The sequence below is a fragment of the Geobacillus genomosp. 3 genome (assembly GCF_000445995.2).
Taxonomy (GTDB): Bacteria; Bacillota; Bacilli; order Bacillales; family Anoxybacillaceae; genus Geobacillus.
Genome location: NC_022080.4, coordinates 3,362,950 through 3,380,916, shown reverse-complemented (window position 1 = coordinate 3,380,916; position 17,967 = coordinate 3,362,950). Strand labels below are relative to the sequence as shown.

Below are 17,967 nucleotides of genomic sequence, written 5' to 3'. Positions count from 1 at the left end.
ATGGCTTTTAAGGAAAATTTTTTATGGGGCGGAGCTGTTGCAGCCCATCAAGTAGAGGGTGGATGGAATAAAGGCGGAAAAGGGGTTAGTATTGCTGATGTGATGACAGCTGGCGCTCATGGAGTGCCGAGACAGATTACAGACGGAGTTATCGAGGGGAAATATTACCCGAACCATGAAGCGATTGATTTTTATGGACGTTATAAAGAAGACATCGCTTTGTTCGCAGAAATGGGCTTTAAATGTTTCCGGACAAGCATTGCTTGGTCACGCATTTTTCCTAAAGGTGACGAACTTGAACCGAATGAAGAAGGATTAAAATTCTATGATGATATGTTCGATGAGTTATTAAAGCATGGGATTGAACCGGTCGTTACGCTCAGTCATTTTGAAATGCCATATCATTTAGCGAAGGAATATGGTGGTTGGCGTAACCGTAAATTAGTTGAATTTTTTGTGCGTTACGCTAAGACGGTTATGGAGCGCTACAAGCATAAAGTGAAATATTGGATGACGTTTAACGAAATCAATAACCAAATGAATACGGACAACCCGATCTTTTTATGGACAAATTCAGGAGTTCTTTGCAAAGAAGGTGAAGACAGAAGAGAAGTGATGTATCAGGCTGCACATCACGAGCTCGTAGCGAGTGCCTTAGCCGTCAAGGTTGGCCATGAAATCAATCCGGAGTTTAAGATTGGTTGTATGATCTCATTTGTCCCTATTTATCCGTTCTCTTGCAACCCAGACGATATGATATTGCAAGTTGAATCCATGCATGACCGTTATTTCTTTGCTGATGTACATTGTCGTGGGCATTATCCGGCATACGCGTTAAAAGAATGGAAAAGAAAAGGATACAATATAAAAATGGAGCCAGGAGATGAAAAGATACTGGCCGAAGGAACGGTAGATTATATAGGTCTTAGTTATTATATGTCTGATGTTGTCAAAAGCGGCGTAAATGCAAAGGATGAAAATAAGATAGTAGGATCAAGAGCAAGTGTAAAAAACCCATTTTTAAAAGCATCCGACTGGGGATGGCCAATCGACCCGGTTGGGTTACGGTATACGTTAAATCAGCTGTATGAAAGATATGGACTTCCTTTGTTTATTGTTGAAAACGGGTTTGGCGCGATTGATGTAAAAGAAGAGGATGGGACTTGTAACGATGATTATCGAATTGAATACCTTCGTGCGCATATTCAAGAAATGAAAAAGGCTGTTGAACTAGATGGTGTCGATTTAATCGGGTATACGGTATGGGGATGTATTGATTGTGTATCGTTTACAACAGGGGAAATGAAAAAACGGTATGGATTTATTTATGTAGACAAAGATAACGAAGGAAAAGGAACCTTAAATCGGTCGAAAAAGAAATCTTTTGACTGGTATAAAAAAGTGATTTCTTCCAACGGTGGGGAAATATAACATAGTTTTCCAAATAGGAGCTGACCCAAAAGTCTGCCAAAAAGCGGACTTTTGGAGTCAGCCCTCTCTGTTTTTTTACATATTTTGTTAAATAAAAGGAAGTTCCGCCCCTGTTCGCCCCTGATTTATACCACCAGGGACGGTTGCTTGTCCCTAGCAGCTTTTTTGAGAAGATTGTGGGCAGCACAAATCAGCCCCCATTCGATGGAAACGTTTTAGAGGTCTCGCAGGACAAAGCGACGAAATCCGCGGTTTTGTTTGATTTGTCCAAACACACTCTCCATGTCGGTTTTGCGTTGGCGGTATCGTGCCTGTCCTTCTTCACTCTCCAGTTGTTCACAAGCTCTCTGTTTTTTCATGATAGACCGGGTTCCATTGCGTGGTCCGTCCATACTTGGAAGTCGTACAGGCTGAACGGAACGGACACCCTTCGCATTCATGGCATTGGTAGTGTCGGGTGACCGAGGTGTATCCCGATGCCGTAGTCTGTTTCGAAGTTCCGGTACGGACCAGCTTTTTCCCATTCGCACAAATCCAAACGTCTTCTGCTTCCAGATGGGATGCGTTCGACCATCTTATGAACCACGTGGGCCATGTTATCCCGCGGAATAAGATCGGCGATGTTGCTTGGCAAAGAGAGGTTGTCCATGGTATGCTCTTTAAAGGAAATATGATCATGTTTCATAAAAGAATCGTCCTTCTTTCGGTGATAGTAGTTAGGGTGACTCTATTCTACCAGAAAAAAGGGCGATTCTTCTATTTTTAGGGCAAAAAAGTGGGGATAATCCCAAAACGCATTCGCGTTTTGGGTCAGCCCCCGTTTTATTTCATTCACTATCTCTCTTCGCACGTGGGAGTAGGAAGTTCCGCGCAGGCATGACAAACTTCCCTAGCCTATTGATGAAACAAAAAGATTACATTTCCGTTGCACAACGGAAAAATCCTTGCTCCAAAATAAAGCGTTTTCATTTTAATATAATAGCATAAGTAACAAACAGATTTGGAAAAATGGTGAGACAAAATGAGAGGGGAGGAATAAAAGATAAAAAGATGATGGTGGGTAGAGGTGCACTTTGAGAAATTAACATTTTAATTCGGATCATTCCAAATATATTCAGTAAACACATTTTAATTCGAGGGTGGTTATTAGTGAATTTAGAGGAAATCAGTTTCCAACTTATTTTACATGGAGGAAATGCTCGAAGTTTAGCTATGGAAGCAATTAATAACGCTAAAACTGGTAAGTTTGATTTAGCTGAAAAAAAAATTGAAGAAGCGAATGAAGCGATGAGGACAGCTCACCGTTTTCAAACAGACCTCATTCAGGGGGAAGCTCGCGGGGAGGAAGTAGAGATTCGTATATTACTTATCCACGCACAAGACCATTTAATGAACGCAATGACAGTTATTGATTTAGCTCAAGAAATCATTGAGCTTTATAAAAAAATGGGTAACTAAAATTTTGACAGTGATAACAAAAAATTGATGTAAGTTAGTTAAACGGATTCCAAAGGCGCTATGGTCTTGTATCTGCTAACTAATGTGAAGATGTTAATTAGTGAATAAATGGAGGGATTTACTATGAAAAAAGTTTTAATCATTTGTGCAGCTGGTATGTCATCTTCTTTAATGGCAAAAAAGACTACAGAATTTTTGAAAGCAAAAGGTCAAGATGTTGAAGTAGATGCCATTTCTGCTAATGAGGGCGGCAAGATGATTGAAAAAAGTGATTTTGATTTGTTTTTGGTAAGCCCTCAAACAAAAATGTATTATCAAAAGTTTAAGGAAACTGGTGACCGTGTCGGAAAGCCGGTTGTGAATATCCCACCTCAGGCATATATTCCTGTCCCTATGGGGATTGAAAAACTAGGCAACTTAATCTTGCAGGAGCTTTCAAATAAATGATTTGCTAAGGGATGTGTTCCAATTGAGAAATGAAGGGAGATAGGCTTAAGAATAAATGACTCTTTCGCTATTTCCACTGAGATTATAAAGGTTATCAATGAAGCCGAAAGGGGGATTATTTACAAATAGAAGAATTAATCAATCATTTTTAAAGGAAATTATCCCCCTTTTCTACCCAAATTTTGACATAATATTGAAAGCGGTATATTTGATAGGAGTAGTAGAATGGGGCCATTGAACTAACAGCTTTACAATAATTACAAGCAGTACGAAGTAGGATAAATATCAATGAGGGATTTGTTATGAATTATGTTGACAGGACAATGTTGAGCAAAAATAGAAAAGAGCAAAGCATTAAATCGATGTACTACAATCGATATCTACTTGTCAGATATGTTACTGCAATCTTCTTTTTTACAAACCTATACTGGCTAATTTCTTTGTTGTTGAGTGGTTCGACACTATATATCTCACATTTCGCACCCTCTCGACCAAAATCGGGAGGATTTTTTCATCCCGGTGTCGAATAGGTCCTTGACACACAAGGAATGCAAAGGAGTTTTTCCATCATGGACGTTCGAATTCGGGCGATTTATGAAAGTTCCTATTTGAATATAATAAGTACCATTTTCAAAGATCTTGGCCTCCCTCAGCTGATTGACCGGCTGGTTCCGGTGGATCCTCAATGCCAAACCCGAGCCAGTGATGTGGTCGGGCTGCTTCTCTTGGATATCTTGAGCGGCCGGCAAGCCCTCGTTCATTTGGAACGGTGGGCGCATGACATCGACTTGCCCAAGCTGATCCGGCCAGGATTGGATCCGTCTTGGTTCAACGACGATGCCATTGCTCGCCATTTGGACCGGCTGTATGAGGCCAATATCCATCAAGTCCTTTCGTCTTGCCTGGTACAAATCTACAAGAAAGAAGGCCTCCCTCTCCGTGTCTTTCACGCGGATACGACGGACAAGACGGTTTACGGTGCGTATGAATCCGATTCGTCGGATGGGTTGCACATCACCTATGGCTATAACCGCCATCATCGCTGGCAAAAGCAGATCGGATTCGGCCTGATCGGCAACGAGGACGGCATTCCGTTTTACGGCGACGTGCACGACGGCAACGTGCCGGACAAAACGTGGAATCCCGAGGTGTTGTCGCGAGTCCATGAGCAGCTGAGGGAAGCGAAGATCGAAGACGAATGGATTTACGTGGCAGATTCCGCTGCGATGACGAAGGACACGCTGGCGCAAACGAAAGCCGCCAACGCCTTTTTGATCACGAGAGGGCCGTCGTCGCTCCGGATTGTCAAAACGGCGCTTTCGGAGGCGGATGCCCAACCCGATTCGGCGTGGAGCGCCCCCTTTGCGCTGGCCGAGAAAAACGGCGCCACGTACCGGGTATGGGAAACGGCCTCGACATATGAAGGCCAGCCCGTACGACTGATCGTCGTCGAATCGAGTGCGCTCGACCAGCGAAAAGGAAAGACGCTCGAAACAGAACGAACCAAAGAAGCGGAGCTTCTTCGCGAGGAACAAGCCCGTTGGGAGCGTCATCCTTTCTCTTGTCGGGAAGACGCCGAACAAGCCTTGGCCTCCTTGAAGGCATCCCTTCGTCCCCGGTTCCATCGAGTGGAGGCCGTCGTCGAAGAGATCGTGCGCCCGAAAAAACGGCGTGGACGGCCGAAAAAAGGGGCGGAACCGGAAATGGAGACGCTGTACACCCTTCGGCTGAGCGTGGAATTCAACCAAGACGCGTGGGAGCAGGCGAGACGGAAAGCGTCCCGGTTTGTCCTCGTCACGACTGTTCCAAAGGAATGGAAGGGCCAACCCATGGATGCCCAAGAGATCTTGAAGCTGTATAAAGGGCAGATCTCGGTGGAAATGAACTTCTCCTTCCTAAAAGATCCGTTCTTTACGGACGAAATTTACGTCAAAAAACCGGAACGAGTGGCGGTGTTGGGCTATTTGTTTCTGCTGGCCTTGGCCATTTATCGCGTCTTCCAGCGCCGGGTGCGTCAGTTCATCACACCCGAACGCCCATTAAAGGGCGCCGGAGGCCGCAAGCTGACCCGTCCGACCGGACAAGCGATTTTTCAATTGTTTTGGTATGTCAGAGTCGTCCTGTTGGAGTTGCCGGATGGGCAAATCCAACGCAGGCTAGGGAAACCGCTCACCCCTGATCAGCGAAGGATTCTGCAGGGATTGGGCATGGATGAGAGCATTTACGTGTAACGTCATATGGAACGACTAGCGATGGTAAAAAAAGGATTGCCATCGCTAGTCGTGTTGGTCGAAACGTTATTCTGAAAAACGAAATAAAAAATCCTTTCTTTCTCCCCTGCTAGGGTGCGAAATGTGAGATATATGATTCCAATAATACTGATGGTTGTATTATTAATGAGTGTTGTCGAGCAAGTAAAGATCTATAGCAGCCCTACCAATAATGCTGTATACACAAAATATTGTTTCATGACTTTGTTGTTTACAAATGTTGTTTTTTTATTACTAACTTGTTTTTCTGTATCCTTCGGTCAATTATATCCCTTTTTAATAAACCAAACTAGATCAAGAATATTTGTTTTAGCTATTTTAATTATGGGAATATTACTAAGTGCCCTAATTCTTCATCGTTTGAATAAAATTAAACGAAACGAAGACAAGCAATATAAACGCATTAAAGAATATGAAAAGATTATGAATTAATAATAATGAAAGCGAGGGATTTTTGTGTCATCAGAAAACAAGATATTTGCTTTTCTTGAAAAATACTTGATGGGACCCATGGGGAAAGTTGCATCTTTTCGCTTTGTACGTGCAGTAATGGCTGCAGGGATGGCTTCTATTCCGTTTACAATTGTAGGGTCGATGTTCTTAGTGCTGAATGTACTACCACAGACAATGCCTTTTTTACAAGGTTTTTTTGATCAAACTTTCTTTAGAATAAGCGACCTGTATATGTTAGCGTTTAAAGCTACGATGGGAATCTTGGCGCTATATTTTAACCTTGTTATAGGTTATGAGTATACGAAATTACTTGCTGAAGAAGAAGGGTTAAATCTAAATCCTTTAAATGGTGCTTTACTGTCAATGTTTGCTTTCTTTATGACTATCCCCCAATTGGTTTTAAAAGATGGAAAGATGTCTCTCGTACAACAAATTGATGATAATACGAAAATTATTAGTGGTTGGGAAATGGTTGATAGCGGCGTAAGCCGTTTAGGCACTACAGGAATATTTGCAGCAATTATTATAGCAGTTATTGCTGTACAATTATATAGATTATGCGTAAAACGAAATTGGATTATAAAAATGCCGGAAGCAGTGCCGGAAGGCGTATCTAGATCGTTCACAGCATTAATACCAGCTTTTTTGGTTGCTTTCACAGTTTTGTTAATTAATGGTGTATTAGTAGCTTTGGGTACGGATATATTTAAGGTAGTAGCCGTTCCATTTAGTTTTGTTGTTAATATAGCAAATAGTTGGTTAGGTTTGATGGTTATTTATTTCTTAATTCATGCGCTCTGGATCGTAGGTATCCACGGAGCAAATATTATCGGTGCATTCCTTACGCCTATTGTTTTAGCTAATATGGAAGCTAACATTAATGGGGCAAATATTCCATTTGCCGGTGAGTTTCAAAACTCATTTGTAATTATGGGTGGGTCTGGATCGACTCTAGGTCTAGCTATCTTTATCGCGTTTTTAGCTAAATCACAACAGTTGAGAATTCTAGGAAAGGCATCTCTTGCTCCCGGGATATTTAATATTAATGAACCTATATTGTTCGGTCTACCGATTGTTTATAATCCGTACTTAGCTATACCGTTCTTTTTAGCACCTATGGCTACAGCAACCATTGGTTATTGGGCAATTAAATTACATTTTGTTAAACCTATTATTGCACAAGTGCCATGGCCGTCTCCAATAGGTATAGGTGCTTTTATAGGCACAGGCGGAGATATCATGGCAGTAGTGGTCTCTTTGATTTGTGGAATTGTGGCGTTCCTTATATATCTCCCGTTCATTAAAATATATGACAATAAGCTGGTTCAACAAGAAAAAGGTGGGGAGCCGGTACTTTAATTCTAGGAAATGTATTTTAAACAGCGGAGTTATCCTACAGCTACCCTGATAAGTTCAGTAAGTGGGGAGAAGATGGTTATCTTAAGAGAAGTCCTCTTCTCCCATATAAATTTTTACATTGTCAGAGTAAATTGTTAAAAAATATGGGGTGATTTTGTTATGCCAAAAAGTGTTTTACCGGAAAATTTTTTATGGGGTGGAGCAGTAGCAGCCCACCAGCTTGAAGGCGGTTGGAATAAAGGTGGAAAAGGTATAAGTGTAGCAGATGTAATGACCGCAGGAAGACATGGTGTTCCACGTCAAATTACAGATGGTGTATTAGAGGGATACTATTATCCAAACCATGAGGCAATTGATTTCTACTCTCGTTATAAAGAAGATATCAAACTATTTGCTGAAATGGGATTTAAATGTTTCCGTACCTCTATCGCTTGGACAAGAATTTTTCCCAATGGGGATGATCCCGAACCAAATGAAGAGGGGTTACAATTTTATGATGATTTGTTTGATGAATTATTAAAATATAATATCGAGCCTGTTATTACCCTTTCTCATTTTGAATTACCTTATAATCTGGTGAAAAAATATGGCGGCTTTAGGAATCGGAAATGTATTGATTTTTTCGTGAAATTTTCTGAGACTGTTATGAGACGTTATAAAGATAAAGTAAAATATTGGATGACATTTAATGAAATCAATAACCAGGCTGATACAAGCATGGATTTCGCTAGCTTTACAAATTCGGGGGTTATATATGAGGAGGGTGAAAACCGGGAACAAACAATGTATCAAGCGGCTCTTTATGAGCTAATTGCCAGTGCCAAAGTTGTGAAGCTAGGCCATGAAATTAACCCTAATTTTAAAATTGGTTGTATGCTTGCTTTCGTACCAGTATATCCATACTCTTGTCACCCGGATGATGTGATGTTTGCCACCGAAGCCATGCGTAACCGTTGGTTCTTCGGTGATGTACACGTTCGGGGTGAAATTCCTAATTATTCAAAGAAATATTGGACAAGAAAAGGCTTTGAGATCGAATATACGAAGGAAGATGAACGGATTCTTAAAGAGGGGACGGTAGATTATATTGGATTTAGCTATTATATGTCTAAGGTAGTCAGTGCACGCAAAGTAGACGGAAGTGAACCAGATGGAGAATTTGGTCGTGTTGTTCGTAATCCTTATGTCAAAGCGAGTGATTGGGGCTGGCAAATTGATCCAGTAGGTCTTCGTTATTCATTAAATGTTTTATACGAGCGATATAATCTTCCTTTGTTTATTGTCGAAAATGGTCTCGGTGCTAGGGATATCGTTGAGGCGGATGGAACAATCAATGATGACTATCGTATCCAATATTTACGTGATCATATTAAAGAAATGAAAAAGGCAGTGGAACTAGACGGTGTTGATTTAATAGGATATACGCCCTGGGGGTGCATTGACTTAGTTAGTGCGGGAACAGGGGAAATGGAGAAGCGTTACGGGTTTATTTATGTGGATAAAGATAATGAGGGAAATGGAACACTAGAGAGACGGAAGAAAAAATCATTTTATTGGTATAAGCGGGTTATTGAAACGAATGGGGAAGATATTTAAGTAAGGGAAAAAAGGGGGCTAGAGGGACTAGTGGAATTCCCCTTCCTTTCGGCAGGTCACCTTTTCGTCCATTCATGAGACATGAGCCTCTTTGTGAATGATTCAGGACACATCTATTCTAAGCAAAGGGCTCGGTTTATGTCTCTTCTTTTTTTTGCCCGGTTGTAAATTGGTGTTAATGAGTTTACTGGTCTACTAAAATATATTATGTTGTGTAATTAGATGAGGAGAAACCAAATGATTAAGTTAGTGTTATCAGATATGGATGGAACATTTTTGAATAATAGCGGTGATTTTAATAGAGAACTGTACAAGAAAGCAAAAAAGTTAATGAGAGAAAAAGGAGTTGTTTTTGCCCCTGTTACTGGGAAACAATGCGAACGCATCGAAGAATTATTTGGTGATGATGCAGATGATTTATGGATTTTAGGTGATAGTGCAACACGAATTAAGCATAATGGGAAATTTGTTTATGAATCCTTGCTTAGTAACAAATTGGGTTCGGAAATCATTCATTTACTTGAAAAAACCAGTCTGGAACATACTATTATTGCTTGTACGAGGAATGGTGCTTTCATAAAAGATACGGTATCTCCTGAAGAAGCCGCTATTGTTAGAAGGTCGTATGCTCAAGTAAGACGAGTCTCTGATTTTAATGAGATAAAAGACGACTTTGTTAAAATCACAATTCACGATCCGTTGCATAGATGTTTTGAGACGAAAGAAAAACTATCTCCATTTTTTGAGTCTGCCTATATTGTTGCATCTGAATCAGCTTGGATAGACATAACGAATGTGAATGTTCATAAGGGTACAACCGTTGAACGATTACAACAAATATTGAATGTTACCCCTGATGAAACAATGGCTTTCGGGGATGGTTTTAATGATTTAGAACTGATGACTCGTGCTACTTACAGTTTTGCTGTCCGAAATGCTGTTCAGGAATTAAAAGATTCTGCGAATTTTATTACTCGTTCAAATGAAGAAGATGCTGTATTAAAAACAATCATTCAAATTTTATCATTACAAAGGAATAGTTAAAAACTGTGTGATAAACAGTTTAGCTTTAAAAGGCCGGTGAAGAAGCACACGAAGGGGATGGTAGCGTCAAAAGTTCTATGAAAACTCCACACAGGCCATCCCATGGAGCATCGTGAGGCATCCTTGGAGCCGGATTCGCCCTTGACCAACACCCGCCAAAGGTGAGAAAGAGTCGTCAAGGGCGACGGGGACAAAAAAGAGGGCATAGGAAAGCCGCCCTTGCCATGACCGAATTTTACCTTTGGCGGTGTTCGGTTGGTCAAGGGTTCGCTTCGCCGAATCCGGCAGGAGTTCTGTTCAACGGGCTCCGGCGGACAAAAAAGTCAGGCCGCCTCTTGTTGGAGAAATGCTTGGGCCATGGCGATCAGCTTCGTCCACCGGGCCGGCATATGCGGAAGATCCGCCAGTTCCGGGATGACAACCGGCACCCGGCCTTCGAGCGCGCTGTGTGGGCGCAGGAAGTTGAAATACGCCACAAACAGTGTGACAAAGGACACCGAGCCTTCTTCCGCACCAAACCCGTGAGTCGGTCGGTAGTTGCCTTTAAACGTCCGGTTGAATCGCTCGATGATTTGTTTGAGTGGACGGAATTCCTCGGACACTGGATCCTCATTGGTCAGCCCGATTACCTGGCGGACATCGAACAGGATCCCGTGCTGGGCAAAGAAGTGCTGCGCCAGCAGGTAAATGGGATTGCCGTCGACGACAAACGACAAGTCGTCCGGGATGGACGGCAGCTTTCGCAGGACGTCATCACAGGCCTGGATGGCCGAGAGCGTGTCCCGGTTTGGGGAGACGCGATACGACAGCACGATCTTTTTCACCGCATCGAACATGAAGAACAGATAATGCCAACGGCCTTTCACCCGAATATACGTCTCGTCCCCGCAGAACGAGCCGGACAGCTCATACGGGAACCGGTCGACAAAGGGCTTCATTAAGAGCGCGACGCTGTTGGCATAGTTGAGCACCGTCTGATGAGAGATCGACACGCCGTGAAGATCCTTCATGGCCGCTGCCGTCATGCGGGAAGACATGCCAAAGTTGACATGGTACGTCAACACCAGCCCCAGAATGTGCGGCGACGCAGCCAGCCGGGACAAATCGACCTTCGGCTTGACGGGCGATGATGGAGCCACCGGGAGAAAGTCAAACAAGAACTCTCGAAACAAATACCGCACCTTGAAGGCCTGTGGATCCTGTTTGAAACGTTGGCGCTCCTTGTTCGTCATCCGGCGAAGGTTGGCCTGGTAAAACGGGCAGTCGTTGTTCTTGCACTTGTAGATGTTGTATTCTTTGCGTTCCTTGATTTTCTCCAGCGTCTTTTTACAGTGCGGGCAACGAAAGACCGCTTGCTTGGTGAACCGGTTCTGGTGGTTGAACCGGCACTGGCACACTTTGCATTGGTATTGCCCGTTCCCGCCATTGTTGGCGTACAGATAGGATGATGGCGCTTGGCAGCGAGGGCAGGTCAAGGAATCCGGAACACGGTGTTTCGCCTTCGTCCGGCGCTGAATGGGCCGCAAAGGACGGCCGTGCTGCGCCTCGTAGTCCGCCAACAGCTTCCGGTAGTCAAGGGTTTCCGGTACATCGATGATCGGAAGGTCATCGACCTGGAGTTTCCGATAGGGTTTTTGGACGGGTTCGTCCAAGTCATCAAGATTCAAGGATTTTCCCACGATCACACCCATCAAATACACAATGATTTGATATTGGGTCTTGATTATTTCGAGCAAATAGGCTAATAATTGAGGTAACAAGCTTGTCACTCCTTCTTTGTTTTGGCTGTTGAGTGTGTGGTTACCTCAATGATGGCCCAAAACAATGGGGGTGGCAAGCTTTTTTTCTTCCGACCGTTGAAACTCAAGGGAAAACCGTGAGTGTGGAGGATAAACTTTTGACAATACCAAGGGGATCTAGGGGGGGCGAAAAAAGAATCTTGGAACAAAGCGTGAGTAATCATGAAAGCCCCAAAACCTCTACGAATCAGCTACAGCTGTTTCAAGTCATTGATAAGGAAGAATTAGTTTCCCAAAACCATGTCCTGTACCAAATCAACGAAGCCGTTGATTTTTCTGCTATTTACGACTGGGTAGCTTCATTATACACTGACAACACCGGCCGTCCAGCCGTCGACCCGAAACAGTTGCTTCGCTTGATGCTACTTTCGTATCTGTTCAATCATTCGGAGAGGGGTTGTATAAAATCCTTTCGAGGCACGCCGAGTACTTATGTTTTGCGGGCTCGACTTCAAGTGGATTCCGCGTCTGAATCCTCATATCACCCCACGCTTTCCGATCGGACCACAATGGTTAAGACGTGGAAGCGCTTGGACACTTTTCTTCAAAAACGGCGACCCGCATCATCGGATCGAACTGACAGCCAAACAAACACAAGTCTTTGCGGCTCTAGGGTTGGGAGCCTACTCCGAAGATTATGGGCATCCATCCTTGCCCTTGGATACACGCCTAAAGTGTGTTCAAATGCCTCTGATCCCTTTTGTATCAAGGGATGAGAGGCATTTTGTTTGCCTAGCCGTTGTCGAACTTGTATGGAAAAGTGTGGGTACACTATTTTTGCTTGAATTTTATCGACATTTTGTTTAGTGATTGTGAATGACATTCAGGAAATATTGATGAGAAAAGGTGAATTATGGTAAAGAGAAAAAGGGAAACATACTGATTTACAGGCAATCGATCTTCTTTTATAATGAAAATGTGTCTTGACACTAATAATGACAGAGGGATACACATGAACCAAACCGCGATTTCGCAGCGCAAGCTGTTAGGCATTGCCGGCCTCGGCTGGCTGTTTGATGCGATGGATGTCGGCATGTTGTCGTTTTTGATGGCCGCCTTGCAAAAAGATTGGAACTTGACGGCCGGGCAAGTCGGCTGGATCGGCAGCATCAACTCGATCGGCATGGCGGTCGGGGCGCTCGTGTTCGGATTGCTTGCGGACCGGATCGGCCGAAAAAACGTCTTTATTTTGACGTTGTTATTGTTTTCCCTTGGCAGCGGGCTGTCGGCGCTCACGACGACGTTGGCGGCGTTTTTGGCGCTTCGCTTTTTGATCGGCATGGGGCTTGGCGGCGAGTTGCCGGTCGCGTCGACGCTCGTCTCGGAAGCGGTGCCGGCGGCCGATCGCGGCCGGGTTGTCGTGCTGCTCGAGAGCTTTTGGGCGGGCGGCTGGCTGTTGGCGGCGGTGATTTCCTATTTTGTCATTCCGGCGTACGGTTGGAGAACGGCCCTTTGGCTGGCGGCCATTCCGGCGCTGTACGCCATTTATTTGCGGCTCCGCCTGCCTGATTCGCCGCGGTTTGCGGCCGCAAGAAAAGAAGAAACGGTATGGAGGAACATTGTCAACGTATGGTCCGCTCCGTACCGGAAAGAGACGGTCATGCTTTGGCTTCTTTGGTTTTGCGTCGTCTTTTCGTATTACGGCATGTTTTTATGGCTGCCGAGCGTTATGGTGATGAAGGGATTCAGCTTAATTAAAAGCTTTGAGTATGTACTCATCATGACACTCGCTCAGCTGCCGGGTTATTTCAGCGCCGCATGGCTGATCGAGCGGGCGGGGCGGAAGTTTGTCTTGATCACGTATTTGCTTGGCACGGCAGCGAGCGCCTACTTTTTCGGCACAGCCGAGTCGCTCATCGGGCTGATGGCGTCCGGCATGTTCCTGTCGTTTTTCAACCTTGGCGCCTGGGGGGCGCTGTACGCTTACACGCCGGAGCAGTATCCGACGTCGATCCGCGCGACAGGGGCGGGCATGGCGGCGGCGTTTGGCCGCATCGGCGGCATTTTCGGCCCGCTGTTGGTCGGCTCGCTTGTCGCGCAAGGAGTGCCGGTCGCCGCGATCTTCACCTTGTTCTGCCTGTCCGTTCTCGTTGCTGTTCTCGCCGTCGCCGTCCTTGGCAAAGAGACGAAGCAGCAAGAGCTCGCCTAAGTTGACAAACGAAACATGGGGGCGATACCTTAAGGGTAAGCCCTTTTTTGTTGGGGAAACGAAGAGAGGCGGTGGATTGGTTGCACCCGTTCGTATCAGTCGTCATCCCGACGTACAATCGCCCTTATCCGCTCGCCGAGCTGCTTGAGGCGTTAAGCCGGCAGACGTACCGCCATTTTGAGGTCGTCATTGTCAACGACGGCGGCGCCCCGGTTCATGACGTCATTGCTCTGTACCCGGAGCTTGCCATCCGCCTCCTTGACAGCGGCGGCAACCGGGGGCAAGTCGCAGCCCGCAACATCGGCGTCCAAGAGGCGCGCGGCGACCTCATCATGCTTTGCGACGACGATGATTTAGTGTTGCCATGCCATCTCGAGCGGATGGTCACAGCGCTTCGTGACGCCGATTTTGCCTATGCCGATGCGGAAATCGTCGAGTACCGGGTGGAACATCACCAGCGCATCCCAGCGTCCCGCTTTTTGTTTGCCTATGAATGCGATCTTGAGGCGATGCGGACGTTTTCGACGTATGTGCCGTCCGGGAGTGTTTATCGGAAGGCGCTTCATGACAACATCGGCTATTTTGACCCGTCTGTTCACCATTATTGGGACTGGGACTTCTTTTTGCGCGCGGCGGCCGCCTGTCGCGTCACCCGCGTCGCGGCGGCGACCGTTTTATACGCGTTCAGCGCGGACGGCGACAACGTGTCGCGACAGCTCGACGACAAGCGGCGCGCCTATTTGCGGCGGCTGTGCGAGAAGCACGGGCTCGGCGATTTGCCGGTGAAAAACTTTTGGCTTTTGCTTGATGAGCCGGAGGTGGCGAAGCGCCGGGCGAAAAGCGAAGTCATCTGGGACGGACAGCCGGTCGTGTCGCGGTTTTGGGCGCAAAAAAATGCCAGCGACCATTGACATAGGTCTTTTTAGTTTGCTATGATAGTGAACAAAATCGTATAACGGATCGCGATGACGGATCAATAGTAGTTAACCCTCTCTTCCAAAGCGAGCCGGGGGGTGGTGGAAGCCCGGTGAAGACGGTTAATGAAACGGCAGTCCGGAGCGGAATAGGAAAAAGAGGGTGCGCGTTTGGCGCATCAACTAGGGTGGAACCGCGGGAGCTACGCTCTCGTCCCTAGGCGCAAGGCCTAGGGGCGAGGGCGTTTTTCATTGTTATGACGATGATCAATGGAGGAGGATGAATAAGATGGTTGCGACAATGGAAGAAATCGTCGCCCACGCCAAGCATCGCGGCTTCGTTTTTCCGGGGTCGGAAATTTACGGTGGGCTGGCGAACACGTGGGATTATGGCCCGCTTGGCGTCGAGCTGAAAAACAACATGAAACGGGCGTGGTGGAAAAAGTTCGTCCAAGAGTCGCCGTACAACGTCGGCCTCGACGCTGCCATTTTGATGAATCCAAGAACGTGGGAAGCATCCGGCCATTTAGGCAATTTCAATGACCCGATGGTCGACTGCAAACAGTGCAAAGCGCGCCACCGCGCCGACAAGCTGATTGAGCAGGCGCTTGAAGAAAAAGGAATTGAGATGGTCGTTGACGGGTTGCCGCTTGCGAAAATGGAAGAGCTCATCCGCGAACATGACATCGCCTGTCCGGAATGCGGCAGCCGCGACTTTACGAACGTGCGCCAGTTCAACTTAATGTTTAAAACGTATCAAGGCGTCACCGAGTCGAGCGCCAACGAAATTTATTTGCGCCCGGAGACGGCGCAAGGCATTTTCGTCAATTTCAAAAACGTCCAGCGCACGATGCGCAAAAAGCTGCCGTTTGGCATCGCGCAAATCGGCAAAAGCTTCCGCAACGAGATTACGCCGGGCAACTTCACGTTCCGCACGCGCGAGTTCGAACAAATGGAGCTCGAGTTTTTCTGCAAGCCCGGTGAAGAACTGCAATGGTTTGACTATTGGAAGCAATTTTGCAAGGAGTGGCTGCTGTCGCTTGGCATGAAGGAGGACAACATCCGCCTGCGCGACCATACGAAAGAAGAATTGTCCCACTACAGCAACGCCACGACCGACATCGAGTACCAGTTCCCGTTCGGCTGGGGCGAGCTGTGGGGCATCGCGTCGCGTACGGATTACGATTTGAAGCGGCATATGGAATACTCCGGCGAGGATTTCCATTATCTCGACCAAGAGACGAACGAGCGCTACATCCCGTACTGCATTGAGCCGTCGCTTGGCGCCGACCGCGTCACGCTCGCGTTTATGATTGACGCCTATGACGAGGAAGAGCTCGAAGACGGCACAACCCGGACGGTCATGCGTTTGCATCCGGCGCTCGCGCCGTATAAAGCGGCCGTCTTGCCGCTGTCGAAAAAGCTTGCTGATGGAGCGCGCGGCATTTATGAACAGTTAGCGAAGCATTTTATGGTGGATTACGACGAAACGGGTTCCATCGGCAAACGGTATCGCCGCCAAGATGAAATCGGCACGCCGTTTTGCATCACGTACGATTTCGAATCTGAACAAGACGGCCAAGTCACCGTACGCGACCGTGACACAATGGAACAAGTGCGGTTGCCGATTGGGGAGCTCAAAGCCTTTTTAGATGAAAAAATTTCCTTTTGATGAAACAAACGCCGGGGTATTCATGAAGCCCCGGTTTTTTTATTAGTTTTTTCGGCAAACAGGTAGACAGATGATAGGGAAGGGGTGTGGAAATGGAATCGCTTTTATAGGGAAAATTTCAAAAAAACGTCGAATTTCCATTGAATAAATGGTAAAATAGAAGTGTAGACTAGTTCTTGTATCCCATACAAATCGAGGGGGTAACCATCATGGAAGGAAAACCGATCTACTACGATGGCAGCGGTCATCAACCTGGCGATGCTAATGAAAACGCCGTTACAAACGAACCGTTTACGCTTACGGATGAGATAAGAAAACAAATCAGCGGCAACCCATTTGCGGTTGAACAAAGCGAATAGCCGACCTGTACGCAAATTGCCTCAAGGGCAATTTTTTTTTTGCGGTCAAATTGGTTGCCAAGCCCGCGTCGTCCTTATATAATTATCTCTTGTTAAAGATATTTGAATTAAAAGTAAGTGTATGTCGTTTTTGCAAACAGCAAATACTAAAATGCTGAAATTATCGCGAAAGGGAGTATGCATCATGACGAAAGTATTGTACATCACCGCCCATCCTCACGACGATACACAATCGTACAGCATGGCGGTCGGAAAAGCGTTTATCGACACGTACAAACAAGTGCATCCGGACCATGAAGTCATTCACCTCGATTTATATAAAGAGTATATCCCGGAAATCGATGTCGACGTGTTCAGCGGCTGGGGCAAACTTCGCTCCGGAACATCGTTTGAGGAATTATCCGACGAAGAAAAAGCAAAAGTCGGGCGGATGAACGAGCTGTGCGAGCAGTTTATTTCCGCTGACAAATATGTGTTCGTCACACCGATGTGGAACTTTTCTTTCCCACCGGTATTAAAAGCATACATTGACGCCGTGGCGGTGGCCGGTAAAACGTTCAAATATACAGAACAAGGGCCGGTCGGGTTGCTTACTGATAAAAAAGCACTCCACATTCAGGCGCGCGGCGGGTTTTATTCGGAAGGACCGGCGGCACAAATGGAAATGGGACACCGCTATTTAGGGGTTATCATGCAGTTTTTCGGCGTGCCATCATTTGAAGGTCTATTTGTCGAAGGGCATGCGGCCGTGCCGGAAAAAGCGGAAGAAATTAAAGCGAATGCCGTTGCCCGGGCCAAAGACTTGGCTCACACATTTTGATCGAAAGAGGCACAATTTGTTTTCCCATTCCACTGCGGCAGAAAATATTGCGTGGGACATGGCCGGCAGTCAAACTAGGGACATTCTCCATTCGGAGAACGTCCCTTTTTGTTATTCAAGCCAAACGGAACGGAAAAGTGCGGTGACGTTCGTATACGCCAGTCGGGTGACGTATGGTATAATAAACCATATAAAC

At 45.9% G+C, this 17,967-nt stretch carries 15 protein-coding genes and 1 pseudogene; 13 read left to right on the top strand and 3 right to left on the bottom strand.

Translation table 11 applies throughout. The features are described from left to right. On the top strand, positions 1 to 1,431 hold the full coding sequence (locus tag M493_RS16860) for a 6-phospho-beta-glucosidase (protein WP_020961600.1): 1,431 nt from the start codon (positions 1 to 3) through the stop codon (positions 1,429 to 1,431). Between the two features lie 215 nt (positions 1,432 to 1,646). Here the strand turns inward: M493_RS16860 and M493_RS18925 are convergent. Both M493_RS18925 and M493_RS17940 read right to left on the bottom strand, forming a co-directional pair. Further along, positions 1,647 to 1,944: pseudogene (locus M493_RS18925) on the bottom strand (transposase). Then, positions 1,868 to 2,116: a hypothetical protein gene (locus M493_RS17940; RefSeq protein WP_235183441.1), complete on the bottom strand. Its 249-nt coding sequence runs from the start codon at positions 2,114 to 2,116 to the stop codon at positions 1,868 to 1,870. Before M493_RS17940 ends, M493_RS18925 begins: the two are co-directional and overlap by 77 nt. A 464-nt stretch (positions 2,117 to 2,580) precedes the next feature. On the opposite strand from M493_RS17940, the gene M493_RS16850 reads away from it, so the two are divergent. From M493_RS16850 to M493_RS16825, 6 genes are all read left to right on the top strand, one after another. Further along, positions 2,581 to 2,889 (top strand): PTS lactose/cellobiose transporter subunit IIA, encoded by a 309-nt coding sequence (locus M493_RS16850; protein ID WP_020961598.1) that lies wholly within the window; start codon positions 2,581 to 2,583, stop codon positions 2,887 to 2,889. A gap of 123 nt (positions 2,890 to 3,012) precedes the next feature. Next, positions 3,013 to 3,336, top strand: a complete 324-nt coding sequence (locus M493_RS16845; protein ID WP_020961597.1) for a PTS cellobiose transporter subunit IIB — start codon at positions 3,013 to 3,015, stop codon at positions 3,334 to 3,336. Positions 3,337 to 3,905: 569 nt separating this feature from the next. Continuing rightward, on the top strand, positions 3,906 to 5,567 hold the full coding sequence (locus tag M493_RS16840; protein WP_020959017.1) for an IS1634 family transposase: 1,662 nt from the start codon (positions 3,906 to 3,908) through the stop codon (positions 5,565 to 5,567). 495 nt (positions 5,568 to 6,062) lie between these two features. Continuing rightward, a complete protein-coding gene (celB, locus tag M493_RS16835; RefSeq protein WP_020961596.1) occupies positions 6,063 to 7,418 on the top strand; it encodes a PTS cellobiose transporter subunit IIC in 1,356 nt (451 codons plus the stop codon). 159 nt (positions 7,419 to 7,577) lie between these two features. Continuing rightward, the gene (locus tag M493_RS16830) at positions 7,578 to 9,014 is read left to right on the top strand and encodes a 6-phospho-beta-glucosidase (protein ID WP_020961595.1); all 1,437 of its coding nucleotides are present in this window, start codon (positions 7,578 to 7,580) and stop codon (positions 9,012 to 9,014) included. 237 nt (positions 9,015 to 9,251) lie between these two features. Further along, positions 9,252 to 10,058 (top strand): HAD family hydrolase, encoded by an 807-nt coding sequence (locus M493_RS16825; RefSeq protein WP_020961594.1) that lies wholly within the window; start codon positions 9,252 to 9,254, stop codon positions 10,056 to 10,058. A gap of 323 nt (positions 10,059 to 10,381) precedes the next feature. Here the strand turns inward: M493_RS16825 and M493_RS16820 are convergent, their stop codons facing one another. Continuing rightward, positions 10,382 to 11,818, bottom strand: a complete 1,437-nt coding sequence (locus M493_RS16820) for a DDE-type integrase/transposase/recombinase (RefSeq protein ID WP_020961593.1) — start codon at positions 11,816 to 11,818, stop codon at positions 10,382 to 10,384. A 32-nt stretch (positions 11,819 to 11,850) separates the two neighbouring features. Here M493_RS16820 and M493_RS19140 point away from each other — a divergent pair, with 32 nt between their 5' ends. From M493_RS19140 to M493_RS16795, 6 genes are all read left to right on the top strand, one after another. Then, complete coding sequence (locus M493_RS19140) at positions 11,851 to 12,573, top strand: transposase (RefSeq protein WP_420480325.1); 723 nt, start codon at positions 11,851 to 11,853, stop codon at positions 12,571 to 12,573. A gap of 236 nt (positions 12,574 to 12,809) precedes the next feature. Beyond that, complete coding sequence (locus M493_RS16815; RefSeq protein WP_020961592.1) at positions 12,810 to 14,006, top strand: MFS transporter; 1,197 nt, start codon at positions 12,810 to 12,812, stop codon at positions 14,004 to 14,006. Positions 14,007 to 14,086: 80 nt separating this feature from the next. After that, on the top strand, positions 14,087 to 14,917 hold the full coding sequence (locus M493_RS16810; RefSeq protein WP_041268048.1) for a glycosyltransferase family 2 protein: 831 nt from the start codon (positions 14,087 to 14,089) through the stop codon (positions 14,915 to 14,917). 292 nt (positions 14,918 to 15,209) lie between these two features. Beyond that, positions 15,210 to 16,592: a glycine--tRNA ligase gene (locus M493_RS16805; RefSeq protein WP_020961590.1), complete on the top strand. Its 1,383-nt coding sequence runs from the start codon at positions 15,210 to 15,212 to the stop codon at positions 16,590 to 16,592. 209 nt (positions 16,593 to 16,801) lie between these two features. Continuing rightward, on the top strand, positions 16,802 to 16,951 hold the full coding sequence (locus tag M493_RS18760) for a hypothetical protein (RefSeq protein WP_020961589.1): 150 nt from the start codon (positions 16,802 to 16,804) through the stop codon (positions 16,949 to 16,951). A 184-nt stretch (positions 16,952 to 17,135) separates the two neighbouring features. Next, positions 17,136 to 17,771, top strand: a complete 636-nt coding sequence (locus tag M493_RS16795; protein WP_020961588.1) for an FMN-dependent NADH-azoreductase — start codon at positions 17,136 to 17,138, stop codon at positions 17,769 to 17,771. Positions 17,772 to 17,967: the final 196 nt, after the last annotated feature.